Raw genomic sequence first — 26201 nt, 5'->3', positions numbered from 1 at the left:
TATTGTTCTTTCTCATTTAAAATACGCTTTCTATCTAGCGTTCAACTTCAACGCGCTGTATTTTGCTATTTGATTGCACCAACGGTTTTATAAAATTAGATATGACCTATTGTCCCCTTCACTCTTCCTCGAACTATTGTGTATTCTTCAAGACCGGTAACACCAACGGATTGCAATGATTCAAAAATTTCATTATTTAAATAAACTACATGATCTGTGATCGTATTCTTTCTAAATATGTGTCTCCACACAGGGTATTTTTCAATTTGATTACGCAAGGATGGGTCGTGCTGTACAGAAGGAATGAAGTCTGCCTCACCCAACGGACCGGATGGAGTAAAGTCCAACATTTGCATCGGCTTGTCCGAGGGGGTGATGTTTAAATATCGTCTCATATTCATTCTAAAGTATTGCTTTTCAGAGACGATGCCCCCTTTTTTATCTGTAATCACCACAGGCCAGAATTGATGACCAATAGGGTCACATTTCTCCACCACTTCTTTTACCAACTGGGAAACATAGATTTTTGACCCTGGCGGTATAAAGTCGGGCAAATCGAAGTTCTTTTTCTTCCTCCTTTCTATGGCTAGATTTGTATTTAGTCGCCATTCTGGGAGTATTGGGGCTTTATATACTCTGTATTGCGGGCAATAGGGATCTGTGGCTATTTGCTCAAACTGAAATTGATATTCACGAGAATGCCCCAACGTATCCAAGCCGTGTGGGAGTGGAACTTGAGCTTCTCTGTATGAATAGAATACATCACTTGTATTCGACTCCAGCCTATAAATCATGCATCCCCCTTCTGATTGTATCCATTGAAATACCCGTTAAATGCACTGTATAAGAAAACTGGCAGAAGTTTCTATTTATAAACCACACAACGCCTCCTCCCCCTTCCCATATTTTTCACTGTAGATATCCATTCCTCGAACTTCCTTTTCCCTCAATGCATTTATAAGTTTTTGACTCATGTAGACTACGGCTCTGGCTTGAGACTGACGGCAAACAGGCCCTTCCAGTCCGTAATGCTGCCAGATTGGAAACCTCTCAACATGTTCCCGTAAGTTGTGTGTGTCCAGTATACGGGCCAGAAAGTCCTCCTCTCCCGGAATCGGACAAAAGCCCAGCTCTGGAGGTTGGGCAAGACGGTCAGTGGGTTCAATTTTTAAATACCGACGTTGGTTAAACCAGTAATATGGCTGTTCGGTTTTTACTGGCTTCTCCTGCCAGTCGATCCATTCTATTGGCAGATACTCATGCTCCATTTCATCCATCGCCTCGATCACAGCCTTACACTTTTCAGATACAATTAACTTGTTAGCGACACCCCAAATATCCGGCAACCATGCCGATTCCTTACCTTGATGAAATCGCAGGCAAAGACCTCGGGGTTTCTTTGTATCATATAGCGGCGCTTGAAAGAGCTTGACGCCAACTATTGATGGATGCTGCTGAAGCAAGTTGAATTTTGCTTCATAGACATCAATCCAGGGGACATCATCAAATTTATCAGTTCCAGGAACAGGCACCGGAAATGCCTCCAGACGTTCCTGTGTTGCCAGTTTGGATGTGAATCGATAAAACATATGTAACACTCGATGCTAAGTACAAATGAAATTCAGCCCTAAAATTACTGCATGACCGCGGGCTATGGGCTTAAAACTTTCCTCGTATTTGCTTACACCCGATATCCAAGCGGATTTACCACTATCAGGGATAGGAACTGGAAACGCTTCCAAATAAATTACACCGGGTTAGGCAAAGGCTGTCCAGTTCGTTTTCTTATTCAAATTCATTAAATAAAAGTACCCTTTGACTGAAAGGACTGTAGAAAAAGTGAACACTTGGTAAACCCACTTGTGGGGCATATATTGAAGCTGTCAATTGACCTAAATATTTATATTCATATCCATACTGGTCGAGCAGAATTATCAGATTAAACCCGGCAGCGCTTTTTCTTTCCAAGAGCACACGTGGTATAAATTTTTCTACTCCACTTAACCAATTTTCTCCACTAGAGGCATAATCCTTTGCTTGTTCAAACAAACTCAGTTTTGGGGGCCCAAATAACTCTTCAGCCCCCTCTTTAAAATGAGGATTGACTGTAAACCCCTGACTACAATAGAGCTTTTTACGCTCACAAAATGCAGTTAGTACGGCGTTCTTTCGATATTCAACGTTTCTGAGCATCTCTGCTCTACAATCTAACTTCCATTTTCCCGCCTGGAGTGAATAACTCAACCAAATCTCCCCATAACTTGCATCAAAGTCCCGTTCGCCAATGAATCCTTCTTCACAACTTATGGGAATAGCAATTAATACGTCGTGCTCACAATTATCAGTTAACTTATAAACCCCCAAAGGTAATAAGTTCTCTTTTTCAAAGTCCGATGCAAACGCTTCATCCACATCTGGAAAAGCCGTGAACCTTTCATTGTTTTCATAAATCGGTTCATAGTCCATTTCTCTCTCCGCTTTACATTAGCTTCTATCAAGTGGCTTATTACTTCGTAAATATATATTTTTTAGTGAGCTGAGTATTGTTCCATAATGCCTACCTTAATCGGCTCACTAGAGTACGATCACCAAAATTTAACGTAATATCTTTCAAGCCGAGGAAACGTATTACAGTTCTGCACAAGAGACCAGAATAGCTAAACCTGGAAATTAGCTGTGGTATTTGCCTCGAGAACAGTGGCTACACAGACCAAATCCCAAGCAGCATGGTACAGGTAATTAACGCTTGTTGTTGAAAATCAATCATATCGACAACAAATGGGTTCGCCTATTACGGCTATTTTTCCCTTGCTCTTACAGAATGCGAAACGTTATTCACAATAATTGAAGTACTACACTTTCGCTATGGTCATAACCTAAGGCCCAAGCGAATTACTTGTCGGCGCAATGCCTGTCCTGTTCATTCTGGTTATAGAATTCCGATTACAGATCTATCAAAGGCGGCTTTTACATATTCCTCATAACTTTCTTCTTTCCATTGCTCGAATTCTTATCGGCTCATTTTTGTTTTTTCGATATCATCTGCAAGATCACGGTACCACCTACCAGATTCGAATAAATCTTTCCAATTCGGGCTCGGTAGGTTTGTACTGACTACAATATCCTGCAAATCACCAGCTATTGTTACTCACAACTCTTCTCCATTTGATTTAACGCCATCACTACAAGGCTCTTGCATCAACCACTGAGCTAAACCACCATCTATCCACTTCTCTTTCATTCGGCAGGGAATCCGTTGTTGGCCATCAGGTTTAGCGAAATCAGCTCCAGCGCGGTGCAACAGCTTCAACACATTCAATTTATTCGATAAGATAGCCAAGGTAACAGGCGTGTAAAATTCTGTTCGACTCGGATATAAAGTATTCAGATTAATTTGGCGATTGATTAACGCATTCACCAATTGAGTCTCTCCCTTTTTAATTGCTCTCTCAAACAAATGGGGGTGGTTTGGATCCAGGCCGTGGTCTAAAAACAGAAGTACTACCTGCATTTCTGATATCAGAACAATCCTGGATAGCAGATTGTTATCAGGTATCGCTCCGAGATTAAGTAACAAGCTTATCGTGCGATAATGGCCGGTGGTAACTGCAGAGGCCAATACGCCTCCAGCATTAGGGTTTGCACCATATACCGTTAGTAAATTAATCATTTCATTTTTACTACTGGTATCATGTTGATTAGCAGCTGCGATATCCAGTGCAAAGTCGTTGTAAAAAGCGGGATCAAACCCATGCTCTAACAACAGACGCACGATCTTTACACGGTCATCACTGATCTCTTCAATATGAGTTCCGACGGCGACTGAGACCAGTCGATCAGAATAATAATTTGCACTACGATTTATAAATCGGACATCCCCAAATAAAAGTTCACGCACAGTTTTTAAATCAGCATACTTGGCCGCGTATTCTAGCTCACGCCATTTCATTTCAGCGTTTGAAATATCTGCTCCATCACTGCTTCCGCTAAAAGATAGCAAACAAATGCACAACCCCAGACTCATAAACGACAAAAAGTGTTTCAACATTTTTATTCCACTAAATGATTAAAAAAACTTTGAAATTACAGAGCGTTGGTAAACGCACGTACTTTACTGAAAAGGGTCATCACGCCCAGAGCGTTATAAATCGAGGCAAGTTGATGCTGTGCAGAAGTAATAATGCCTACTGAGTGTTGGTGGCCGCACACAAAACCGCAAGCGCTAAAGTTGTACGTAGTTATAAGTCTATCTAGCAACTTGGGCATGCCTCAATCTAAATTTGACAGGCCGATGCCTAAAACAAAAGACGCCTAACTGTACTGTTATGACACCTTACCGTCTGTCAGCTATGACTGAAATCGTTGTAAGAGATCTCTCTCACATTGAATTCAATCCAGCCGTGGTGAGGAAGTATCGGCTGATTGGCATTGAAATGCGCTTGAGCGCAAACCCGAAGCAAAGCATTGACTCACTCCGCTACGCCCCCCAAGGCAATATCCAGAGCGATCACATTACCAGCAAAACGGATGAACTGGCTTACGTTAAGCTTCGCTACAAAAAGCCCAATATGAACAACAGCATCCTGCTTTCAAAAGCGACCAAGCACGAAGACCAGATCCGCCCGCTGTAAGGGACCAGTACGGATTTTCGCTACTCTGCCGCTGTAGAACGTTTCTTTGGCAGTATCAAACATAACTGTGGCTCAACCAACACGGGAGCACATGAGGAATGATGTCGCAGTTTATATGCGTTATTACAATCAAGAACGGCTTCATTCAACCAATGGAAATCTGTCGCCAATTGACTATGAAAATTCTCTAAAGATAGTGTCCGGCTAGACTTGAGCATTACACTTCAACATTAGTTGTCTTCCCCATCCACAACGACGTCACCAAACTCCAAATTCAAAGTTACTTCCATAGCCCTTGCAGCATCTCTACTGACTTCGGGGGGAACCTTTTCATTAGATGGTTCATTGACTATCGTGATTATGGCACGTGGCCAATGCTGGATGATTCGAAACACCGCTTCACGTCGAACAAATAAAAATATCACTTGATTATATTCATCCGCCAGAAGATGAATTAAATAATCGTTTCGTAGGTCATCTGCCACAAAATCCATAAAATCAATGGGCCCAAAAGGTGAGTCATAGACTAGAATGTCCAATTTCTTCATGGGAAAAATCTTACCGTGCTTAGCCCACACCTGATTTAACACGGTTTGAATTTGATTAATATCCGCTTCTGTACAATCTCTTCGAATATATGGCATATCACTATCTGTATTTATCTGCAGCTCCGAATAGCTGCCGAGAATTAACGTATAAATCTATTTCGTTAATTTTATGAATGACAGGCCGCTGCTAAAACAAAAGACGCCTCGCCGTACTGTTATGGCATTTTACCGTCTGTAAGCAATGACTGAAATCGTTGTAGGAGATCTCTCTCAAATTAAAGGAAAGCGATCATAACCTCGCCAACAGCTTCACAATCGCCATGCAACACGGCACGCAGTACATGCCGTGTTGCATCCTCTGATCCGAGAATTAAAAAAATCCAAGCGGATTAATATCGTAGCTGACCAGTAAGTTTTTCGTTTGCTGGTAATGCTCCAATGCCACTTTATGGGTTTCCCGACCCACACCGGATTTTTTGTAGCCACCAAAGGCCGCATGAGCGGGGTAGTGATGATAACAGTTAGTCCAGACCCGACCCGCCTGAATACCACGCCCCATTCGGTAGGCACGATTTATATCCCGAGTCCAGACACCCGCACCCAGGCCGTATTCCGTTGCATTGGCAATCTCCAGTGCCTCAGCTTCTGTTTTAAACGTCGTGATACCGACAACAGGGCCGAAGATTTCTTCCTGAAAAACGCGCATATCATTCCGCCCTTTCAACAGTGTGGGCTGAATATAATATCCGCTTTCCAGAGGACCACCCAAGGCTTCAACACCACCACCGAGCAACACCTCAACGCCCTCTTGGCGTCCAATTTCGATATAGCTCAAAATTTTATCAAACTGTTCTTGAGAAGCTTGCGCGCCAACCTGTGTCTCTGTATCCAATGGGTTGCCCCGTTTAATGGCTTGACTGCGCTGGATGACTTTAGCCATAAAGTCTTCATAGACCGATTCATGAATTAATGCCCGGGAAGGACAGGTGCAGACCTCTCCCTGATTGAAAAAGGCCAGCACCAGTCCTTCTACACATTTACTGACGTAGGCATCTTCCTGATCGAGAATATCTTCGAAATATATATTTGGGGATTTGCCCCCGAGCTCGACAGTCGAAGGGATGATGTTTTCCGCTGCACATTTCAGTATGTGCGAACCCACAGGAGTCGATCCGGTAAAGGCAATTTTTGCGATACGCTGGCTGCTGGCCAAAGCCTGTCCGGCCTCAGCACCGAAGCCATTGACGATATTAATCACACCCGCAGGCAGGATATCACCAATGATTTCCATCAACAGCAGGATTGATGCGGGGGTCTGTTCTGCCGGTTTCAGTACAACACAATTGCCCGCTGCCAGTGCCGGAGCCAATTTCCACGCCGCCATCAACAACGGGAAATTCCAGGGAATAATTTGGCCTACGACCCCAAGCGGCTCATGGATATGATAGCTGACAGTATGCTCATCCAGCTCCGCTGCGGTGCCTTCCTGAGCCCGTATGCACCCGGCAAAATAGCGAAAATGATCAACCGCCAAGGGTATATCGGCCGCCAGGGTTTCTCTAACGGCTTTGCCGTTATCCCAGGTTTCGGCAACAGCAAGCGTTTCCAGATTCTGTTCCATACGATCCGCGATTTTAAGCAATACATTAGCGCGCTCGGTCACAGAAGTCGCGCCCCAAGCAGCTTTCGCTTTGTGCGCCGCATCCAGTGCCAGCTCGATATCTTCGGCACTGGAACGAGGTATGGCACAGAATACCTGGCCATCAACAGGGGATACATTATCAAAGTAACGACCCTGTACGGGTGCCACCCATTCTCCACCAATATAGTTCTGGTATTGAGACTTGAACGTAACTAATGCGTTTTCCTGACCAGGATTACCATAGATCATTGTGATTACCTTCTTTTATTTTTATGTAACGGATTTTGATTTCGGTGCAATATATCTATACCGCGCGACGCTTCTTACGCCGATACTGTATACTCTATAACCAAACAGATCGGTTTGCTGTTCTCTCAGTACAAATTTGTTGTCTGGGAGTCCGATTGACTGCCTCTGGCGGCAAAGATCATCACAACAATAAAAAATGTTCGTTTTCGAGGTAGACATGAACCGCTTGAAACCACGACAAACACCTAAAACACTGGTGGAAAACCGGATTTCATTCGCAGGCCCGAACGCTGAATTGAGTCTGTACGACACCTATTTGCCCGCTCAACATGTTGACCTTGCGGCAGGCGAGTTACTGTATTGCGGCATGATTAGCGGACGGAAAATACTGCATGGACGCAATGACTATCACGCCGAGTTTTTCCCCCAGGAATCCTTTGTTATGGCCCCTGGCGAGCAGATCCAGATCGATTTTCCCGATGCCAGCCTGAAATCGCCCACATCTTGTCTGACGATTGAAATCAGTCAATCCAGAATTGATCAGATCTGTGATCAACTCAATCATCGCTCCCCGTTGCAAACCGATTTCGATACCTGGCAATACCGCCATGATAACGTTCTGCACAGCCCCCACACTCAAGCCACACAAGCCCTGCTGGAAAGACTGGTGGCGAATTTCAGCGAAGACGGTGCTGACCGCGACCTTTTGATCGATTGGGGAATAAGCGAACTCGTAGTGCGGATGCTGCGCCAGCAAACCCGCGACTTTCTCTTGCAAACCTGTCAGAAAAAGCCCGACCTGAACGGCTTAAGTGCTGTTTTACAACACATTCGCAGTCATTTATCCGAGCCTCTCGCAATGGAAAATCTATGCCGAATCGCCTGTATGAGTCGAAGTCGGTTTTTTAGTGAATTCAAAAAACACCTAGGCTGCACACCCGCCGAATTCCAACACCAACTGAGAATGCAACAAGCCCGCGAACGAATAGGTAAAGGAGAAGTGATCACAAGAGTCTGCTTTGACCTCGGATATCGCAACCCAAGCCACTTCAGTCGCCGATTCCACCAGTTTTACGGCGAAACCCCAACCCAGTGCCAACGTCGCAATCAAAGTACTGCCTAAAATTAAATCAGGATCTGCGGGCTTTCCGCACGAGTCACTGGAACGGCAACATCATCGTGGTAAAGATACCGTGCGAGGTTTCACCGTCTCTGCATATGCTGCGTTCAAATTCTCACTAAGTCCATTTTCATCTAAATTAGGCATGTCCTACTGTCTCCCCCGCTTTCCCAAGATATTCTGTGTATTCCGTTATACCGGTGATGCCTGCTTTTTTGAGTTTTGCCATTAACTGTGCATTTAAGTAGAGAGCATCTTCCCCGAGCAGAAAGTAGCCGTTCTCAGCAACTTCAATATGCTGCCACATAGGCAACATCTCAATCTGTCGTCTAGTGTTCAAATCATTTTGAATTGTTGGAATATAAGCCATCTCTCTCGAAGTGGGGCCCATCCCAAAATCAACTTTTTTTGGGGCTTTCTGTAAATTCTCAATCATAATAAAGCGTCTCATATTCATTCTAAAATACGCCTTATCCGTCACGTTTTTTCCTTTTTGATCCGACACCGTTACAGGCCAAAATTGATGACCAAATGGGTCTTCGCAATCAATAAGGTGCTTCAAGATCTCTGAAACGTATATATTGTGGTTCCAGACGATAAAGTCAGGCAGCTCCCCGACTGATTTTCTGCTTTTTTCAATCTCCAGGTGTTTATTCATCCGCCACTCCGGCAAAATCGGCGCTTTAAATACTCTGCAATGAGCCCAATTGGGCGCCATTGGTATTTCTTCAAAACAACATTGGTACTCTTTACCCTCTTGACTAGCGAAAATGCCACTAGGTGGTGTTGGACGTTTCGCGAAAAAAGAAATATCTTCATGCTTCGTTTTTAACCGATTAATCATTTTTGGAACCTTGTCACCGTGGGTGAATATAGTGAGCGAATAGCAAGATTATTGCGTCATAATTCGATAAGCGATTCTTCGCCAACTCCAAACTTTTGACTATACAAATCTATTCCTGAAAGTTTCTTCTTTGTAAGTTCATTGAACATGAATTGATTTAAATAAAGAACACAGCGCGCTGGAGATAGTCTCCCGCTAATTCCCTCTATTCCATAATGTTGCCAGAGTGGAAACTTCTCGATGCACTCCCTCAAAAGCCTGGCATCCAAAACGTTTGCGAGGAAATCCTCTTCCCCCTGAAACGGGCAAAACCCCAATTCCTCGCGAGTTGCAACACGGTCACTTGGCGTAATTTTTAGAAAACGTCTCTGGTTAAACCAGTAATAGTTTTGTTCAGTGGCAATTGGTTTTTCTTGATGGTCGATACACTGAATTTGAATGTACTCATGGGACATTTCATCGACGGATTCGATCACACGTCTAACCTTATCGGACACGATCAGTCTCCCCTCCACGCCCCATATATCCGGTGGGACTTCATTTTCCTTGCCTTTATGAAAACGAAGGCAAAGACCATGGGGCCCTAACTCTTCATACCGTGGAGCCTGGTACATCACTACACCATTAAAACCCGTGTCGATAGGTTTAAAGTTTTGCTCGTAGTTTTTCGTGACCGGCATCCATCCAGACTTATCACTATTGGGAATCGGTACTGGAAATGCTTCCAATCGTTCTTGTGTGGCGAGCTTGGATAAGAATCTATAAAACATAAGTTACACCGGGTTTTGGCAATGCCTGTCCTGTTCGTTCTGTCCTGTTCGTTCTGTTTAATTTCAATCTCGGTGAAACACTCGTGTGTATAGTCTATTGAGCAATCAGGAAAACTCATGAATAACTAACACCCTTTCACTCAACGCACTATAGAAGTAGTGGAGTTGCGCCAATAATGGGCGGGCATAGATAGAGGAATCAACAAATCCTAGATACATATACTCGTGCCCAGACTCATCGATCAATATGACTTGTTTAGACGAATCCTTGGTAGCAACTAACCGATGCCTAATTTCATTACGAATATCTACATACCAGTTATATTTGCTTGATGCATTGACGTGGTCAAGCAAAATTGTACAACCCAGTTAAGCTACTTTTCTTAATTCAACCATTTCTTTTTCAAACTGTACCGGACTTCTGTAATCGAGGTACGAATGCAGCCGCTCATTGTTATAAAACACAGAAATATATTCCAGGATGTCCCGCTGAGCTTCAGCTCTTGTTTGATAGCTTTTCCACTGAACTCGCTCCTGCTTTAAAGTGCCAAAGAAACTTTCAACGACGGCATTATCCCAGCAGTCACCCTTCTTACTCATGCTGCCTTTAAAACCATGTAGTTTAAGAAGTTTTCTAAAATCCCTGCTGGCATACTGTGAGCCGCGATCAGAGTGGTGTATTAGCCCAGCTTCAGGGCGACGCTGCCAAACTGCCATTTTGAGCGCATCACAAACCATTTGCGCTTTCATGCGTGAGCTCATATTCCATCCAACTACTTTTCTAGAGTAAAGATCTATCACTACCGCTAAATACAACCAACCTTCCTGTGTCCAGACGTATGTGATATCGGACGCATAGACCTGGTCAGGCTGCTCAACAGCAAACTCACGATCGAGAAGATTATCGAAAACCGGCTGCTTATGGTTGCTGTTTGTCGTTACTTTGTATTTCTTCTTGTGTTTGACTTTTATTCCCGCTTCTTTCATCAGTTTTCTGGTTTTGTTCCGGCCAACCGGGTAACCCAAAACATTTAATGCTGTTTTCATCCTGCGATAGCCATAGGTATCATCACTTGATTTGGCTATATCTTGTATCCACTCAATCATCTCCGAATGAGTCGGATCATCAGGTTTATTGTCTTGACGCTGTAAATAGCTGTAATAGCCTGAGCGCGTTACACCCAATTGCTGGCACATAATGCCAACGGGCCACACCTTTTTATGCTGGGTGATGAAAGCGTATTTTACTTTGCTTCCGTGGCAAAAAAGGTGGCCGCTTTTTTTAATATATCGCGCTCCATCTTTAGTCGTTTGTTTTCTTCTCGCAAACGACGAAGCTCTTCCTGCTCAGGCGTCAGTTTTCCATTTCCACGAAACGCATGACCGTCATCATTTTCATGCTCTTTAATCCAACGTCCAAGCACATTTGGATTAATGCCAAGATTTCTTGCCGCTTCTGCCTTCGAATAGCCTTGATCTATTACCAAGCTAATCGCATCTAATTTAAATTCTTTTGAGTACTTCTTTCTTACAGCCATTTTTCACTCCAGTTTTGAGGATTATCTCTTAACTGGTGTGTACAAATCTATTAGACCACGTCACATAACCGCCAGTATTAAATAGAGATAGTTTTTCAACTTGTCCCCAAGGATGACTTAAAAAGCCGTTTTGCTGAAATTGGATCTTCTGCTCGTCCAGAGATTTTCTAGCATTTTCCGAGTAATGATCAAATGATCGAAAATTCTCAAGTGAACATTCCAAAGCCCACTTACCGTTTTTTTTCGAATATGATAACCATGTTTCACCACAACGATCTTTAAGATTTCTCTTTCCAATCATCCCTTCTTCATCTCCAAGTGGAGCAGCCAGTAAAATATCATGAACACCGTTATCAGTTAGATGATAAACACCCAATGGTAGCAATAGACTTTTTTCGAGGTCGGTAGCGAAAACTTCTTCAGGGTCAGGGAAAGCAGTAAAAATATCATTATTCTTGTATATTGATTTGTATTCCAATTTTCATTCTCCAAATTCCGCCTTAAAACTACAGTGTTTGCAGGTGAAGCTGACAGCACAAACAAATGGGTTCGCCTATTACGGCTATTTTTTCTTGCTCTTACAGAATATGAAACGTTATTCACAACAATTGAAGGACTACACTTTCGCTATGGTCATAACCTAAAGCTCAGGCGAATTACTTGTCGGCGCAATGCCTGTCCTGTTCGTTCTACATGCTCTAAAATTCTTAAAGTTAAATTCGTTATTTTCAATTCAGCAAAATGAAGGTTCACAAACGTTTAAAACAGAGCCAGCAAATTTACAAATTGAACGGCTCGCATGGTTCAAATCTCTCTTAAAATCAATAAATATTTTCCAAACTTCTAAGTAAATTCATGAACTAGCAGGACCCTCCGATTAAAAGGGCTATAAAAAAAGTGAATATCTACAAAAAGAATCTTGGGAGCGTACTTGGCTGCACAAACATGCCCAAGATATTTATACTCAAATCCACTCTCATCCAATAACATAACCAGATCGAACCCGTGACTATCAACATCCTGCAAAACCTTGAATGGTAAATATTGTTCTATTCCACCAAACCAATTTTCACCACTAGATGCATACTCAGTGGTCAAATTAAATAGTGTTATTTTTTCTCTAATTGGCTGCCCATCGGCACCAATCACCTCACTTCCCTCGACAAATCGTGGATTTCGAATGAAACCGTCATTTTTAAATCCCTCTTTTCTACTGCTATACGCATCAATCGCATCTTCTTTATAGATATCAAAAGAAGCCAACTCATCTGGAGAACAATCTAATCTCCATTTTCCATCATGCTTAGAATAGGTTAACCATGTTTCTCCACAGTGCTGCCCTCTATTTCGATTAGAGATATAACCTTGTTCGTCGCCATAAGGAGCTGCGAGAAGAATTTCGTTGTTGTTACCAATGCTTGGACGATATATTCCCAATGGCAGCAACATCGCTTTTTCAAAGTCAGTTGAAAAAACCTCATCAGGATCAGGAAACGCTGTAAATCTTTCGTTGCTTTCATAAATCGGTTCATAGTTCATGTTGTATCTCACTTTAATTAAGTCTTCTATCAAGCGTACAGCTCCATCACGCAACATGTTTGCTTCCACTCATATCCACAGCATCATAACAGTAGGCACTGCTTATCAAGCTTTGCTCAGTGGCAATTGATTTACCTAAGAGTCAAAACACTACGCACAAGATCACGCTCTAAGCGGCACCCGACCTCCTCAACGCCCCAAATATCGGGTGGGGCGCATTTTCTGTGCCCTTATTCAAAACGAAGGCAAAGACCATGCGGTTGCGGTCGAAACTTTTCATACCGAGGAGCTTGATACATCACTAAACCATTAAAACCCGTGTCGATAGACTTAAAGTTTTCCTCGTAGTTTTTCGTGACCGGCATCCATCCAGACTTATCACTATTGGGAATCGGTACTGGGAATGCTTCCAATCGTTCTTGTGTGGCGAGCTTGGATAAGAATCTATAAAACATAAGTTACACCGAGTTTTGGCAATGCCTGTCCTGTTCATTTCCAACCAATTAAAAAATCGAGTATTTTAAATACGCAAAGTTAGCGGCTAGCTATGCAAGTTAACTTTGGGAAACAAACGCCTTGTCAAAACGGAGCGCTTGAAGGTCTTCATGGGTTATCCAAAATTGAAGCAAGCCAAGATCACAAAAGGACCACAACATTGAGTGATCAGTATACAATTGGAGTAGCAAGACATTTTCTACATTTGCCTCGGCTTCGCCTTGAGTATTGTAACCAAACCCAAATATTTGGTGTTTTGCGTGGAATCCGTAGACATGCGGTTCACTGGTAGTCTGTTTAATATAGGCTTCTTTCTCTTTAACAGTAAGCAAGTCTCTTTTTGACTGTTCCAACTCCAAGCACAAGTTGGTGGCATCAAAAGCAGCCCCCTGTAAGCTCGCAAAAAAATAAAGGATTTTTTTGTGCAAAACCTGCGAACGATCTTGATCCCACTTTCTGAAGCTCTCTTGATAGTGTTGAGATGCCCAATTCAAAAAACGTAATTTTTGATCTTCGGGAACTCTAGTGAATGGATTTTTTTTAGCCTCATTTAACCAATGTTCACATTCCTGAATAAAACGATCTTTGTCTGGGTCATCAGGTATGACAGCACCGAACCCACCTTTATTGAAGTTAGTCCCTCCTTGACAAAAGATTTCGCTGCTGCTTATAAGCAGACCAATATGGATCCATGCTTGCGGCCATGAATCCACAAGTCCAGATAATATTGAGCTTTCTTGATAATCGAAGCATCCAGTTGCCTCTTTGTTTGGGTCCAGAACTTTCAAGAACGGAAACTGACTCACGTCAGTGTGATCATTGAAAGATTCTCCATAAATCTTCTTTAAGGCATTCTCAACTTCAATGTTCATTATAGATAGGTAATCATCCTTGAATTTAAGTTCTTCTCTTCTAGAAAGTACTTGGTCAGGATGCTGTATATCTTTAAACGCCGCAAAATCAACTTCATATTTTGGGTAAGAAAGTCGAGGAAAATGGAGGTACGTCGCTTTACCTGCACGGTGTGCAAATCCGCCAGCAAGCTCGTCTTTCCCAATAATAGAAGAGTGAGGTTCAGGCTGGTCACGGGGTACTAAATTGTTTGTATCCTCGCAATAGAGTACACAGGGAGCATTCTCGTTTCCTCCGTAATTTAACGCTTCATTGTAAAAGAAATATAATATTCCTTCGGTAGGCATTTCATCTGGTAAAATTTGAAAATCTTTAATATCTGATAAATTAATTTGCCCCAAAAAAGGCATGGAGCGGAGCTTTCCCGATACTTCAGATTTTGGCCATTCCATACCTTCAGGCATTAGTGGTCGCCCACCGAAGAAACTATAAGAATGTGTGTCTGAAAACACTTTTGAGACCAATAAAGCTTCTCTCGAGTGTTGTTGTACGTAATTGCTAAAGTCTGTTGTCATTCCCGTTACCAAATTTGAAATCTAAGTAATCACGATCGTCCTCTTTTAAATCAGACATGCCCAACTGTCTCCTTGTTTTTCCCTTGCCACTCTGTGTATTCCTGAATGCCAGCTACTCCGGCATTTTTTAAGCGATTCATTAGTGTTCTGTTGAGATACAACTGCGAATCGTCAATTAACCTCTTGTTGCCGATAACCGTAAAATGTTGCCATATCGGGAGTGTTTCAACGTACGATCTTATAGATGAATTCTGCTGAATAGCAGCAATATATTCGCTTTCACTACCCAGTGGACTAAAATCCAATTCTTCTAATGTATCCCCTGCGGATTCTATGAATACGTATCTACGCATATTCATTCGGAAATATGTCTTGTCACATGCGACTTTTTTCTTCTTATTAGTTATCAATGTTGTTACAGGCCAATATTGATGGCCGAAAGGATCTACCTGTTCAATGATTTCTTTCACAGTCTCCGTAACATAAATACCGCCCCGCCATACTATAAAATCCGGCAATATCGCGTTTTTGTGCCTAATTTCAATATCCAGACTATAATTCATTCTCCATAGAGGTCGGATTGGGGCTTTGAACACCCGGCATTGAGTGGACAGAGACGTCGGCAACAATGGCAGCTCCTCGAAACAAAACTCATATTCCCTAGCTTCTCTACCTTGTTTTAATCCATCTGGCATTGGTGGCCAATCACACCCAAAGAACATTTCTTTGAATTTACTTGAAAGTCGGTAAATCATTCCACTGATCCTGTATTGCTATCGCTGACGTGGACTTAAATTTCGCATAATGACTCTTCCCCGATACCATATTTCTGGCTGTATTTATCCATGCCAGTAACATTCACAGCCTCTAAAGCGTCAACTAATTTTTGGTTCATATACAACAAACAACGTACTTGGGACATTCTGCCTTCCATTCCTTTTAGGCCAATGTGTTGCCAGATGGGGAATTGTTCCAGCAGTTCGCGTAAGCATTGAGTCTCTAGCACTCGGGCCATAAAATCCTCTTCACCCGGTATTGGACAAAAACCTACTTCCATGTGATTTACAACTCGGTCAAACGGATCAATCGTTAAAAATCGCCGTTGATTAAACCAATAATAAGGTTGGTCTGTTGTTATTGTTGTTTCGTTCCAATCAATAATTTCAATTGAAATATATTCATGATGCATATCGTCAACTGATTCGAGAACGCGCTTAAATTTTTCAGAAACAATCAGCCGTCCTTCAATGCCCCAAATATCAGGTACTTTCTCAATCGCCTTCTCCACGTGATATCGAAGCCGTAGCCCACGAGAACCAGACTCAGTGTAATACGGTGCTTGGAACAGATTGACACCAGAGGTATCTTTGGATAGTTGAATTGGATTGAATTTTTCTTCGTAATCTCTCATGTAAGGTATCCAGGCAGCTGGTTTTTCCCAACTACTACCCTTCAATGGCACAGGAAACACTTCCAAACGCTCTTGCGTTGCAAGTTTCGAAAGGAACCGATAAAACATTATTTTTCCTTATATGCTTGTGTAAATATCTTCTTTCGGACCAAGCTCAAGGATTGGTTGTCAAGAGCTAGGTCCAGACTGAAAAATATGGCTAACCATTCATATGAGAGGCTTTCGGCAGCAAACTACACGAATGATACCTTTGGACTATTAATACCGTAGTCTGCAAATCTGCAACTAGATTCATCAATGACAAGTACTCTCTATAACCATTACCCAAAGTACAGGAGTATTATCTGCTCGACGGCTGATTCGGAATTGTTGTTCTGCGCTTATCCCGATAGTATCGCCGTCTTTAAACACTGGCCCATGGTTCAGCGCATAACTGGCCATGCCATACAGGTGCTTGGCCACTTCCTGCGGACTGGAGGGGAATGGGTCGATTTGGATCTCAAAGCCGGTTAATGCCGCGAGGCCTTGTGTCCGGGCACCAAATTGGGTCTGGCGATCTGGGGATATCATTCGCATGCCAACCCAACGTTGTACCGGAAGGTCATACCACGCATTGGCTTCTTTACGACGATATTTGGAAAACGCGCTCTCTGCACCGGCAAGCGCCTGCTTGAATTGATCTGCATCCATTAATATTTCAGATGCAGACCAGAAGTGCGCTAACACATTGATTTTTTCCCTTATTAAATCAGCCAAGGTCATAACGCCCAAGGCGTTATAAATCGCGGCAAGTTGATGCCCGGCAGCGTTAATGGGAGAGATAATCAGATGGGCTTTGTGCGCTTTAACCAGCTGTTCCCCGTTTTGAAGTCCAAAACTGGTCCGTAAAGCGATGTCAAAGGTTTCGGACGGGATTGGCGAATCAATGTGCATTAAAGCAAATGCCATTTTCCCCCACAAAATAATGAAATTGTTCTTATCCGCCTCATCACCTTGCACGGAAATTTCAGGGTTGTTGAGCGCTTCGCGTAGAAAAGACTGTAACTCGGAGAGTGAGAGGTTCATTGGAGAATCGAGCAGAACCATTTGGATAATACCCGGAAATGCCTTCTGCTCCTAGGAAGATGGAGATGGGTGTGTCATTGTTGCCCCCTAACAAAAACGCAGGCGCTAAAGTTGTATGTAGTGCCTATCTAGCAACTTGAACACGCCTCAATCTGAATTTGACAGGCCTCTGCCTGAAACGATAAACGCCTAACTGTACTGTTTTGAAGTTTAACCGTATGCAAGCCATGACCTATATTGTTGTAGGAGATCTCTCACAAATTGTGATTTTTGGCTAACGCCGCCATTTATCTCGCACTTCAACTTAAATCAGGCACCACTGGCGGGTTCGTGTATAATGCGCAAGGTTATTTAAATGTGAACCGTATATGAAGGAACCCAATATGCAACGGACTGTAGACACTGCTGGTACTCCAAAGACACTAGCGCCCTATCTGATTCGATTTACGCTGGCTTATCTGGCACTGAGTGCAATCACCGCGCTTATTTTTTCACTGCTGGAAATGGATGGCAGTTCCGGTGTTTCCGCCGTGGTTTTGTTTAGCGCGGGTTTTATCGCCGTCGACAAGTTTATCCGAGACCATAAGCGCCCGCCGGAACCACGGGAGCAACTCATGCTCACATTGCATTCTTTCTCGATTATGTGGGTAATTTCATTGGTCACGATGGTGCTGCTTGGTTATCTGCTGCTCGATGAGGCAACTCGGGTGATTGTACTGAGCACGCTCTCCGAGGTCGGCAGTATCTGGTTGATTGGTGGTTTTATCGTGCTCAGCCTGATTACATTCGGACTGCTCTGGCTTGCCTATGGCTGGATGGCTCGCAAGCATTACGCAACGCTGTGCAAAGCAGGCAAACTTGAGCCGGTTAACGAGCCCCCTCATAAATAAGCTGATAACGCCCGGACTTCTTCAACGCGGCGAGGCCCTGATTAAAGCGCTGTAACAGCCTCTTTCCGTCTTTATCTTTTTTAAGCACCAGATGAAGGGGCTTTTTTTCCAGCGGCTTGGGGTGCATCCTGATACGAGCGTATGCCCCGGGGGCCATAACGAGAATGGCATGTAATCCGACTTCCCGGTTCGCCGGGAATGCGTCCAGGCGATCCGACAGCAACATCGAAACCAGACTTTTCTCATCCCGTATCCGGATTACCTGAAACTCGCCACGATCTTCTGCCGCTTTGAAATCGATGCTGTAAGCATAACCAAGCACCCCGCCAATGCGATAACGATTCAGGTCTCTGAAGCTGTTCCAGTCGAAATCATTCGTCTCCAAATGAAAAAAAACGTTTAACCCTTCATAAACTTCATCACTAAAATAATAAAGCGCATCACGTTCAGGTGTGACCCGCCAGGCGGAACTGCCATGAACTCTGCCAAGGTTGACTTCCTCCAGCGCGCGCTTCCAGGGATAATACTCGAATTCCACCGCGATACCCTGAGTCGCAAATGCTTCTCGAACTACCATCGAAATCGGCCCGTCGTTTTTAAGACGGGATGATATCAGCGGCATCCATTCCCCTGTGGAGATGACAATGGTTTCCGCCGGGGAGACGGTGCAAGCACAAAACATTAACAAAAACAGAAACCGTCGATAACGGTCATACATGGTTCCTCCTGTGATCCCCGTAATGAAGAGCTTGATGTGTCTTTTCTCAACAATGTCTGGCAAAAATAGTACATTTACCAAAGGCTGTACACTTTTCACTCAGGCCGGAATTTTAACAACCCAATACTGACAATTACGGGAATTTCATACTCAGAATCAGGAAAACGGTCTACACTAACTATCACTGCCGAAACGCAGTTAAAATCGATTTGAATGGATACAAAAAAAATTTGAGGGAAATTCCTCTTTAATATCGCCTTATATTACAAGCTTCAATGAGACAGCCTCAGTTATAACGAATGCCAATAACAAAAGGTAAATTCAGAGAAGAGTTTCATTTCACACCCAATTTTTCGAGGATACAAACATGGCAATTTTTCTGCAATGGGATGGCGGTTCTATCAAAGGTAACGTTACAGCTGAAGGTTACACTGACTGGATAAAACTGGAAAATGTACAGTTTGGTGTAGGCCGTGGTATCACCATGGAAGCCGGTAACATGTCCAACCGTGAAGCGACCCGTCCACACCTGAGTGAAATCTCGGTCAGCAAAGTTATGGATGGCGCATCCTCCGGATTGTTCCAGGAATCTCTGGTTGGTTCCGATGGTAAGAAAGTGGTCATCGCAATCGCTAAAACCGGTGCAGATAAAGTAGAAGAGTACGTAAAATACGAGCTGGAAGATGTAATCATCAGCTCTTACAGCATGTCTGCTGGCGACTCAGGCCCTCCATTCGAAAACCTGGCACTGAGCTATGCTCAAATCAGCATGATTTACACCGCAGCCGATAAAGCTAACGCGGCGGGTAACCAGGGCATTGTAGGCTACAACCTGACTGCAGGTAAAAAGGTGTAGTCGCTACTACAGCGCTCCGCACAAAGCTCTTTCCAAGAGACGTGCATCAAAGGGAAACCGAGCGGTTTCCCTTTTTTAATCAAGGTTTACGCGCCACAACTAAAACGTTATCCGAAAGACCATTCCATTCCCGTAGACTGGAAAAATCCCGCTCCAGCACAAAGACCTCAAAACCAATTGACTTCAACTGCTCCACTACGACAGGTATACTGACTGCGGTCATTAAATGATGGTCATCCCAACGATCCGTTTGGCCCTTTGCTTCACGGATAATAGACAAATACAGATCCAGCACATCTCCTTCTCCGCGATACCACCAGCGGGACTGGAAGGATAGCAGCTCCGACCCGATATCCAGCCGATTCATAATCCCGTTATCATTAGCGATACCTTTTTTATCAACCAGATCGAAAAGATAAATACCGCCTGACTTCAATGCCTGAAAGGCACATTCCATCGCCGAAAACATGTTTTTCAGTGGATGGCTGTAATGCATGGAATAGAGCAAACAGGTAATCACGTCAAACGAGGTGGGAAATTGAAATTGCGCCAGATCACAAAGTTTAAGATCAGCCTCCGGGCAACGCTGGTGAGCCTGGCTTAGCATTTCTTTGCTATTGTCCAAGCCTGATACAGTGTGTCCGCGGGCGTGCATCAACGCCAGGAGCTGACCGCTACCACAGGCCAGATCCAGATACTGAGCTCCACCTGAAAGCATGAAACATTGCATTGCACGCTGGATAAATGCCGACTGCTCATCATAGTCGATATGATGACAAAAGTGATCGTAATAAGAGGCCAGTTGCGCATACAACTGATTGGAGTTTGCCATAAGAGTAACCTCCCCGGATATGGCGGTAAATGCCATGGGGAGAGACTCCTTGGGCTCGAAAGCGCGAAGATTAGCACAAGCGCGGCATAAAGGAAACGATCAAATTTCGACCACAATTGATTCTCCTGCGCTCGTGTTTCAAATTACCTCAGAGCACCTCAAACGGGTCGATAAATGCCCAACCTATATTCAGCCCAACAATCGTACCAATCTAAAGCTTGGGTAGTTCATAGTGTAGAAGCAATAAATCGAGCATACAATTGATCACAAAGTTGTTCGTCGACATTGAGTAAAAAAAGCTCGGTTAAGATTCGATGAAGTTGTTCAACACTTGTGATTTGTTCAATTGTTGAGCCTTCGGATCGAATCAAGTGTAATTCACTATTACGGAGCGAATAAGTTAACGTCGGCGTTTTGCGGCTGGCGACCAGGTTATTTGCAAACACCGCTGTCGGGTGTTTGTGGGAATAGAAATTTCCGAGCAAGCAATCCGCTTCGGTATAGATTCCATCATCAAATGTGTACAACGTGAAAAAGTCACCCTCTTTCCAGATTTGCAGCCCATACTGGTCGGACGCCAATCGGGCAATACGAAATATCCCGTCCCCCTGATCCTGTTCCAGACCCGGCTCCATTTTCACTGGAAACCGCGGACAGAAATGACCGAATCCCGCGTCCACGAGATAACGCTCCCCGTTCAGCGTGACAATCGATAGGCGATGGGTCCTGGGTCGATCAACATTTTCGTTATACACCACCCGCCCCATGGCGATTCGAACTGCAAAGCCGAATCCGACTAAAACATCATAGACCAGTTTGTTATGTTCAAAACAATAGCCTCCCAGCCGGTTTACCATTATTTTTTCGTAGACAGAGTCGCTGTCGACTCGAATATCCCGCCCCAAAGCGGCAGCAAGACTCGTGAAACTGAACAGCTCATTATGGCGGCTTTGAATGTCCTGCAGCAGTTTGAGATCAGCGGAGCCCGGGGTCAGCTGTAGCTCATCTCGATACAATTGGGCGATTTCATGCGGTGACATACTTTTTTTCCTTTTACGCTAAGCCAAGATTGGGGTCTGTTGACGGAAGATAATACTGGCTGGTCTCGCGAAAAACATTAACCTATGTTGATACCGGCACGTATTTGATACAAATGCCATTGCTTCTGTTAAACTTTCACCATCAACCCTACACAGGAGGTGTAATCATGATCATGGACTGTTCTCAACACGGCCCCCAACCCCATAATTCCGTTTGTACCCGCTGTCTCACCCCCGTTTGTGACGAATGCGATAAACAACAGGCTGGACGCTTGCACTGTGCTCATTGCAGAAAAAGCCGTCGTATTACGACTCTGTTATTGGCGACCTTAACCTCAAGTATCCTGTGTGCAGTCTTGATTTATACGGTGTACTTCAATGAAACAGCAACCCTGACCCGTGCTGCAGAAAATGCGCCCTGCAATGCGGCATTACATTATCAACTGATACGCCACCTGCAACGGGAGCGAGATGATACTGCGGCACTGAAGGTGGCGGCTAACTACTTGCAAGCCTGCCACGAAGTTCTTGATATTCGCCTTATCAGCTTGCATATTCACAAGCAAAACGGGCAGTTAAACAAAGCCATTCTGGATACCGAAGCACTGATTAAGGCTGATCCTTACAACAAAGACTATTGGATCTGGAAAGGGCAACTGCATGAGTCGCTCCGAGAAACGGAACAAGCTGTACTCAATTATCGTCAGGCGCTCAAACTGGCCCCCAGGCTGAGTAAAATTCCTATGAATGTGGTCACCCTGCTAAGCTCTGCAGCCCAATACTGTGAAGCCTATATTGAGCTCAACCGGTATATGTCTGAGTTTCCCGAACTCCGCACGAATGCCAAAATTAACTTCATGCTGGATGACTTCTTCCAGAAAGGGGATTGTGTCATTGAAAAACAAAGAGTGGCGGGCATCATCAAGTTCCCACCTGGCGGCAATACCATTAAAGTGACCAGCACAGTCAACCACGAGCACAGCGCAAACTTTGTCGTCGATACCGGTGCCGCAATGGTGACGGTAACCCCCGAACTCGCGCGGCGTTTAGGGCTTGAAAAACAAGGTCGCCCGGTTCAATTTCTCACCGCCAACGGACTCACCACGGGCTATTTGGCAAAAGTTTCCACCATAACCGTCGCGGGGATTACTGCACATGATGTTGAAGTGGCCATTCTCAATCAACCTCTGGGTAATAATCTGGACGGGCTGCTTGGCATGAGTTTTCTGGCTCGCTTTAATTTGAATCTGGATTCGGCAGCAGGGCAGCTCACGTTAACCGATAAATTTAATATCCCTGCCCCTGAGAACGCTTCGTTCGGATCAAGTTAATACGCTATTTGGTACCGTAGATCCGGTCACCGGCATCACCAACACCGGGTCGAATGTAGGCGTGATCATCAAGGTGACTGTCGATCACGCCAACAAAAACGGGCACATCCGGGTGTTCTTCACGAAAAAGCTGCAGACCTTCAGGGGCAGCGAATAAACAGACAAAGCGAATATCACGCCCCCCTAACTCTTTGACTTTGTGTACCGCCGCGGCGGCGGACTGTCCGGTTGCCAACATTGGATCAGCACAAATGACAGTACGTTGATCCAGATCCGGCGGCATTTTGATGTAGTATTCGATGGGTAATTTTGTTTGAGGATCCCGGTACAAGCCCACATGACCCACCCGGGCGGAGGGTGATAACTTGAGAACCCCTTCGGTCATACCATTGCCCGCGCGCATGATCGTGACGACACACATTTTTTTACCCTTCAAGGTTGGGCTCTTCGCCTTTTCAAGAGGGGTTTCAACGTCAACCAATTCAGTTTCGAAATCCCGCGTCGCTTCATACGCGATCAATACCCCCAGTTCTTCCACCAACATTCGAAATTCTCTCGTGGGGGTATGCTTGTCCCGAAGCGTCGTCAACTTATGTTGTACAAATGGATGATCGACCCAGTAGACCCCTGGGAACGGTTCCGGTAATGTGGTTTTTATCATATTGTTATTCCCTATCCAGATTAGAAAAGTGTACCGTCTGCTGCATATTTAATCGGCGGTGAACCTTCTGGTGAGCGCTCAAAGGCCAGCTTCCGCCCGGCTGCCCAGGTTCCCCCTTCCAACACCTGTGCCAGCGTCAGCGTGAGATGTCGGCCCACAAGACGCTCGTTGATCATAATCAGCAGTTTATCGATTATCGCGACGGTCATGGCTCTAAGTTCCACCACTTCATAATCCGAGGGTGCGAATTCCCGTTCTGAAAAATTCGTTGCTCTGGGTTTTAACACCCCCATATCCAACAGCAAACCGCCATTGCGATACTCGGCCAGTGCGGTGAGACAATCCTCATCCCGGGTTTTCAGGCCATTCAGGTTCCAGGCCTCCACCAATGAATAGGTCATCCATTGGGTTAATTTATGAAACGGCACAAAACCGGCACCGGGCTCCGAACCGCCAACTCCCGCGTAGGCCCACACATCCCCGAAACTATGGTCTCCCCGCTGTGGCCAGATAATCGAGAAAATTTTCAACAATTCCTGGAAGACAACCTCAACAGAGATATCCTGGGTGTTTGTCTCCAGATTGTCTGTCTCTAAATTCGCGTCTGACGCCAGAAAAAAATCCACGAGACAACCCAAACGACGGGATTTCGAAAAAATCGCAGGACAACTGTTAATCACCTCGCCCAACTGGTGTAGTAACGCCAATCGCCCTTGAGTCCCGATCAGCGGATTGTCATCTCGTACCTGAAAACCGGTCTCCAGAGCTGCCAGAGAGAGTCCCGACAGTCCCGTGCCATCCACCTCACAGGCCCTGCCTCGGGAGGAAAAAGCACCTTGAGCGTACAACTCCAGACTGGCCAGTGCCAAGCCCTCAGAACGTTGATAACATTGACTGTCATGGGCATCTTTGTACTGCCAACGTGCCCCGGCACCGGCATCTAGCAGAACACTGACTATCGTGAGCTCCGTTGCACGATACTGCAATTCCTTTGGGTCGGATACGCCGGCGACAAGTTGCTGCCATCGATCAACCTCACCGACACTGAAGTGGCGCCAGCGACTGTGTGGGGGAATATTCCAGTCTGGATAGCGCGCCTGCATCACCTGAACCACATAATCCGCAACCTCGGGCAACTTTTCCGGGAAATAGCGGTAAGCAACCAGCTTGTCCTGACGCGCCAATTCCAAAATTTCATGGCACCGGGCGCGCACGGTATCTGCTCGCCACAAGTGCAATTGTGTTGCACTGAAATTGCCATCATCTGCTGCCATCACAGAGGCACCATTGTTTGCTACACCCACTTTTCCAACCATCAATAAGCCTCCAGATCCCGACCGGATTTTTCAGCAAGTTGTTCGCTGTTCAGAACCTCGCCATCACAGAAATAGCCTGCAGCTTTTTTCGCATCCATTTCAACCCGGGCGTCTTCGGGAATCAAATCATCGGGAATGGTCACACGATTGACAATTTCGATGCCCTGACTGGTTAACGCATCAAATTTCATATTACTCATCGAGGCCATGTGATCAATACGGGTCACACCTAACCAGTGTAGCGGATCAGGCATCAAGGGCTGAAAGCGCATATCCTCCACCCCGGCAATGCACTCCGTTCGCTCAAAGTAAGCTGCAGCGCGATCGCCTCCAGTTTGCCGTTTACGCGCGTTGTAAACCAGAAACTTGGTCACCTCCCCCAGCGCCCGCCCTTCTTTCCGGTTATAGACGATAATCCCGACCCCGCCTTTCTGTGCAGTACCGATACACACTTCGATACCATGGGTGAGATAGGGTCGACAGGTGCAGATGTCCGAGCCGAAAACGTCAGACCCGTTGCACTCATCATGCACCCGACACGCCACTTCCCGATCCGGATCCGTGATCGCATCAATATCTCCAAAAAGATAAATCGTCGTACTGCCAATCGGCGGCATAAAGATTGAAATATCGGGACGCGTTACCAGCTCCGGAAACATGCCTCCGGTTTGTTCAAACATTGCTCTGCGCAACGTCATCTCTTCGACGCCAATACGCTCGGCGATCCCGGGCAGATGCCAGACGGGCTCCAATGCTATTTTGGTGACGTTCGCTTCTCCAGACGCCAGCAAAATCTTGCCATCGGCTTTTACCAGCCCCTGTAAAACGGCATACTGAATTTCCGGAATTGTAATTCGGGCTTTTGTAATCGCGATGGTCGGTCGAATATCTACTCCGGCATCGATCTCGGCTTTGAAATCACTGGCGACCCGATGCCCCCAAGGGTCGATAGATACGATTTTAGCGGGATCAAACCACTGTGGATAAGGACCAATATCGACTACGGGTTCGGTATTGGTCAAATCAGGTTTATGTACCGGCGACAAATCCCCTTTGGCAACCGCCATAGCGCGGTACACACAGTATGATCCGGCATGGGAACCAATGGTATTTTTCAAGCTCGAATCAGCGATCGATCCGATAATGGGCCCTCTTTGCAGGGGGTCAGACTGGCCCCACTGTATGGGATATTTGACTCCGCGATGTGTATGCGAAGTTAGTGAGATCGCGCGTAGTTGCCGATTTTCAGCCATAAGCACACCCTCAGTACTTACGCCA

The 26201-nt window shown here is 45.0% G+C and carries 26 protein-coding genes and 1 pseudogene; 6 read left to right on the top strand and 21 right to left on the bottom strand.

Going from position 1 to position 26201, the window contains the following annotated elements; all coding sequences use genetic code 11:
- Positions 1 to 95: 95 nt before the first annotated feature.
- The 4 genes from OLMES_RS02285 to OLMES_RS02270 all read right to left on the bottom strand — a co-directional run bounded on the left by OLMES_RS02285 (position 96) and on the right by OLMES_RS02270 (position 4048).
- Positions 96 to 794: an imm11 family protein gene (locus tag OLMES_RS02285; RefSeq protein ID WP_087459762.1), complete on the bottom strand. Its 699-nt coding sequence runs from the start codon at positions 792 to 794 to the stop codon at positions 96 to 98.
- A gap of 75 nt (positions 795 to 869) precedes the next feature.
- The gene (locus tag OLMES_RS02280) at positions 870 to 1589 is read right to left on the bottom strand and encodes a hypothetical protein (RefSeq protein WP_087459761.1); all 720 of its coding nucleotides are present in this window, start codon (positions 1587 to 1589) and stop codon (positions 870 to 872) included.
- Between the two features lie 196 nt (positions 1590 to 1785).
- Positions 1786 to 2466, bottom strand: a complete 681-nt coding sequence (locus OLMES_RS02275) for a hypothetical protein (protein WP_087459760.1) — start codon at positions 2464 to 2466, stop codon at positions 1786 to 1788.
- Positions 2467 to 3148: 682 nt separating this feature from the next.
- Entirely contained in the window at positions 3149 to 4048 is a 900-nt protein-coding gene (locus OLMES_RS02270; RefSeq protein ID WP_087459759.1) for an ankyrin repeat domain-containing protein, read from the bottom strand.
- A gap of 301 nt (positions 4049 to 4349) precedes the next feature.
- On the opposite strand from OLMES_RS02270, the gene OLMES_RS02265 reads away from it, so the two are divergent.
- Together OLMES_RS02265 and OLMES_RS28495 are read left to right on the top strand one after the other, a co-directional pair.
- Entirely contained in the window at positions 4350 to 4631 is a 282-nt protein-coding gene (locus tag OLMES_RS02265; protein ID WP_157678111.1) for a YfbK domain-containing protein, read from the top strand.
- Positions 4632 to 4655: 24 nt separating this feature from the next.
- A pseudogene (locus tag OLMES_RS28495) lies at positions 4656 to 4839 on the top strand (IS3 family transposase); the annotation flags it as partial.
- 22 nt (positions 4840 to 4861) lie between these two features.
- Here OLMES_RS28495 and OLMES_RS02255 read toward each other — a convergent pair.
- Both OLMES_RS02255 and exaC read right to left on the bottom strand, forming a co-directional pair.
- Positions 4862 to 5275, bottom strand: coding sequence for a hypothetical protein (locus OLMES_RS02255; RefSeq protein ID WP_087459756.1), 414 nt, complete (start codon positions 5273 to 5275; stop codon positions 4862 to 4864).
- Between the two features lie 274 nt (positions 5276 to 5549).
- Entirely contained in the window at positions 5550 to 7070 is a 1521-nt protein-coding gene (gene exaC / locus OLMES_RS02250; RefSeq protein ID WP_087459755.1) for an acetaldehyde dehydrogenase ExaC, read from the bottom strand.
- A gap of 217 nt (positions 7071 to 7287) precedes the next feature.
- Between exaC and OLMES_RS02245 the strand changes: the two genes are divergently transcribed.
- Entirely contained in the window at positions 7288 to 8193 is a 906-nt protein-coding gene (locus OLMES_RS02245) for a helix-turn-helix domain-containing protein (protein ID WP_087464298.1), read from the top strand.
- A 136-nt stretch (positions 8194 to 8329) separates the two neighbouring features.
- Here OLMES_RS02245 and OLMES_RS02240 read toward each other — a convergent pair whose 3' ends face one another.
- The 9 genes from OLMES_RS02240 to OLMES_RS02200 form a co-directional block, all read right to left on the bottom strand.
- Entirely contained in the window at positions 8330 to 9034 is a 705-nt protein-coding gene (locus OLMES_RS02240; protein WP_087459754.1) for a hypothetical protein, read from the bottom strand.
- Between the two features lie 56 nt (positions 9035 to 9090).
- A complete protein-coding gene (locus OLMES_RS02235) occupies positions 9091 to 9804 on the bottom strand; it encodes an imm11 family protein (protein WP_087459753.1) in 714 nt (237 codons plus the stop codon).
- Positions 9805 to 10173: 369 nt separating this feature from the next.
- A protein-coding gene (locus OLMES_RS02230) for an IS3 family transposase (RefSeq protein WP_087459752.1) occupies positions 10174 to 11342 on the bottom strand; the annotation gives its coding sequence in 2 pieces (ribosomal slippage) (positions 10174 to 11081 and positions 11081 to 11342; 1170 coding nt in all).
- A 28-nt stretch (positions 11343 to 11370) separates the two neighbouring features.
- Positions 11371 to 11820: a hypothetical protein gene (locus OLMES_RS02225; protein ID WP_087459751.1), complete on the bottom strand. Its 450-nt coding sequence runs from the start codon at positions 11818 to 11820 to the stop codon at positions 11371 to 11373.
- A gap of 365 nt (positions 11821 to 12185) precedes the next feature.
- On the bottom strand, positions 12186 to 12938 hold the full coding sequence (locus OLMES_RS02220) for a hypothetical protein (RefSeq protein WP_087459750.1): 753 nt from the start codon (positions 12936 to 12938) through the stop codon (positions 12186 to 12188).
- A gap of 497 nt (positions 12939 to 13435) precedes the next feature.
- Positions 13436 to 14803 carry a DUF1963 domain-containing protein gene (locus OLMES_RS02215; protein WP_087459749.1) on the bottom strand — a complete coding sequence of 456 codons (1368 nt, stop codon included), beginning with the start codon at positions 14801 to 14803 and terminating at the stop codon, positions 13436 to 13438.
- Between the two features lie 50 nt (positions 14804 to 14853).
- Positions 14854 to 15558 (bottom strand): hypothetical protein, encoded by a 705-nt coding sequence (locus tag OLMES_RS02210; RefSeq protein ID WP_087459748.1) that lies wholly within the window; start codon positions 15556 to 15558, stop codon positions 14854 to 14856.
- A gap of 35 nt (positions 15559 to 15593) precedes the next feature.
- Positions 15594 to 16322, bottom strand: coding sequence for an imm11 family protein (locus OLMES_RS02205; RefSeq protein WP_087459747.1), 729 nt, complete (start codon positions 16320 to 16322; stop codon positions 15594 to 15596).
- A 186-nt stretch (positions 16323 to 16508) separates the two neighbouring features.
- Positions 16509 to 17300, bottom strand: coding sequence for a DUF4261 domain-containing protein (locus OLMES_RS02200; protein WP_087459746.1), 792 nt, complete (start codon positions 17298 to 17300; stop codon positions 16509 to 16511).
- 347 nt (positions 17301 to 17647) lie between these two features.
- Here OLMES_RS02200 and OLMES_RS02195 point away from each other — a divergent pair, with 347 nt between their 5' ends.
- Positions 17648 to 18169: an ABZJ_00895 family protein gene (locus OLMES_RS02195; RefSeq protein ID WP_198343190.1), complete on the top strand. Its 522-nt coding sequence runs from the start codon at positions 17648 to 17650 to the stop codon at positions 18167 to 18169.
- On the opposite strand, the gene OLMES_RS02190 is transcribed toward OLMES_RS02195, so the two are convergent.
- On the bottom strand, positions 18147 to 18887 hold the full coding sequence (locus tag OLMES_RS02190; protein WP_087459744.1) for a substrate-binding periplasmic protein: 741 nt from the start codon (positions 18885 to 18887) through the stop codon (positions 18147 to 18149). The two genes, OLMES_RS02195 and OLMES_RS02190, sit on opposite strands and share 23 nt — an antisense overlap.
- A gap of 367 nt (positions 18888 to 19254) precedes the next feature.
- Between OLMES_RS02190 and OLMES_RS02185 the strand changes: the two genes are divergently transcribed.
- Positions 19255 to 19743, top strand: a complete 489-nt coding sequence (locus tag OLMES_RS02185) for an Hcp family type VI secretion system effector (protein ID WP_087459743.1) — start codon at positions 19255 to 19257, stop codon at positions 19741 to 19743.
- A 79-nt stretch (positions 19744 to 19822) separates the two neighbouring features.
- Here OLMES_RS02185 and OLMES_RS02180 read toward each other — a convergent pair whose 3' ends face one another.
- Together OLMES_RS02180 and OLMES_RS02170 are read right to left on the bottom strand one after the other, a co-directional pair.
- On the bottom strand, positions 19823 to 20611 hold the full coding sequence (locus tag OLMES_RS02180) for a class I SAM-dependent DNA methyltransferase (RefSeq protein WP_087459742.1): 789 nt from the start codon (positions 20609 to 20611) through the stop codon (positions 19823 to 19825).
- Between the two features lie 191 nt (positions 20612 to 20802).
- Positions 20803 to 21615: an arylamine N-acetyltransferase family protein gene (locus OLMES_RS02170; RefSeq protein WP_087459740.1), complete on the bottom strand. Its 813-nt coding sequence runs from the start codon at positions 21613 to 21615 to the stop codon at positions 20803 to 20805.
- Positions 21616 to 21782: 167 nt separating this feature from the next.
- On the opposite strand from OLMES_RS02170, the gene OLMES_RS02165 reads away from it, so the two are divergent.
- Positions 21783 to 22946: a retropepsin-like aspartic protease gene (locus tag OLMES_RS02165; RefSeq protein ID WP_198343189.1), complete on the top strand. Its 1164-nt coding sequence runs from the start codon at positions 21783 to 21785 to the stop codon at positions 22944 to 22946.
- A gap of 4 nt (positions 22947 to 22950) precedes the next feature.
- Here the strand turns inward: OLMES_RS02165 and upp are convergent, their stop codons facing one another.
- From upp to OLMES_RS02150, 3 genes are read right to left on the bottom strand one after another with little or no spacing between them, the layout of a single operon-like run.
- The gene (gene upp, locus OLMES_RS02160) at positions 22951 to 23607 is read right to left on the bottom strand and encodes a uracil phosphoribosyltransferase (protein WP_087459738.1); all 657 of its coding nucleotides are present in this window, start codon (positions 23605 to 23607) and stop codon (positions 22951 to 22953) included.
- 20 nt (positions 23608 to 23627) lie between these two features.
- A complete protein-coding gene (locus tag OLMES_RS02155) occupies positions 23628 to 24923 on the bottom strand; it encodes a DUF1688 family protein (protein WP_087459737.1) in 1296 nt (431 codons plus the stop codon).
- A complete protein-coding gene (locus OLMES_RS02150; protein WP_087459736.1) occupies positions 24923 to 26176 on the bottom strand; it encodes a GTP cyclohydrolase II in 1254 nt (417 codons plus the stop codon). The genes OLMES_RS02155 and OLMES_RS02150 overlap by 1 nt, the downstream gene beginning before the upstream one ends.
- Positions 26177 to 26201 lie beyond the last annotated feature (25 nt).

The sequence above is a fragment of the Oleiphilus messinensis genome (genome assembly GCF_002162375.1).
In the GTDB taxonomy this organism is placed as follows: domain Bacteria; phylum Pseudomonadota; class Gammaproteobacteria; order Pseudomonadales; family Oleiphilaceae; genus Oleiphilus; species Oleiphilus messinensis.
Note: the sequence above shows the minus strand (reverse complement) of the source record. Positions and strands in the feature narration are given on the sequence as shown.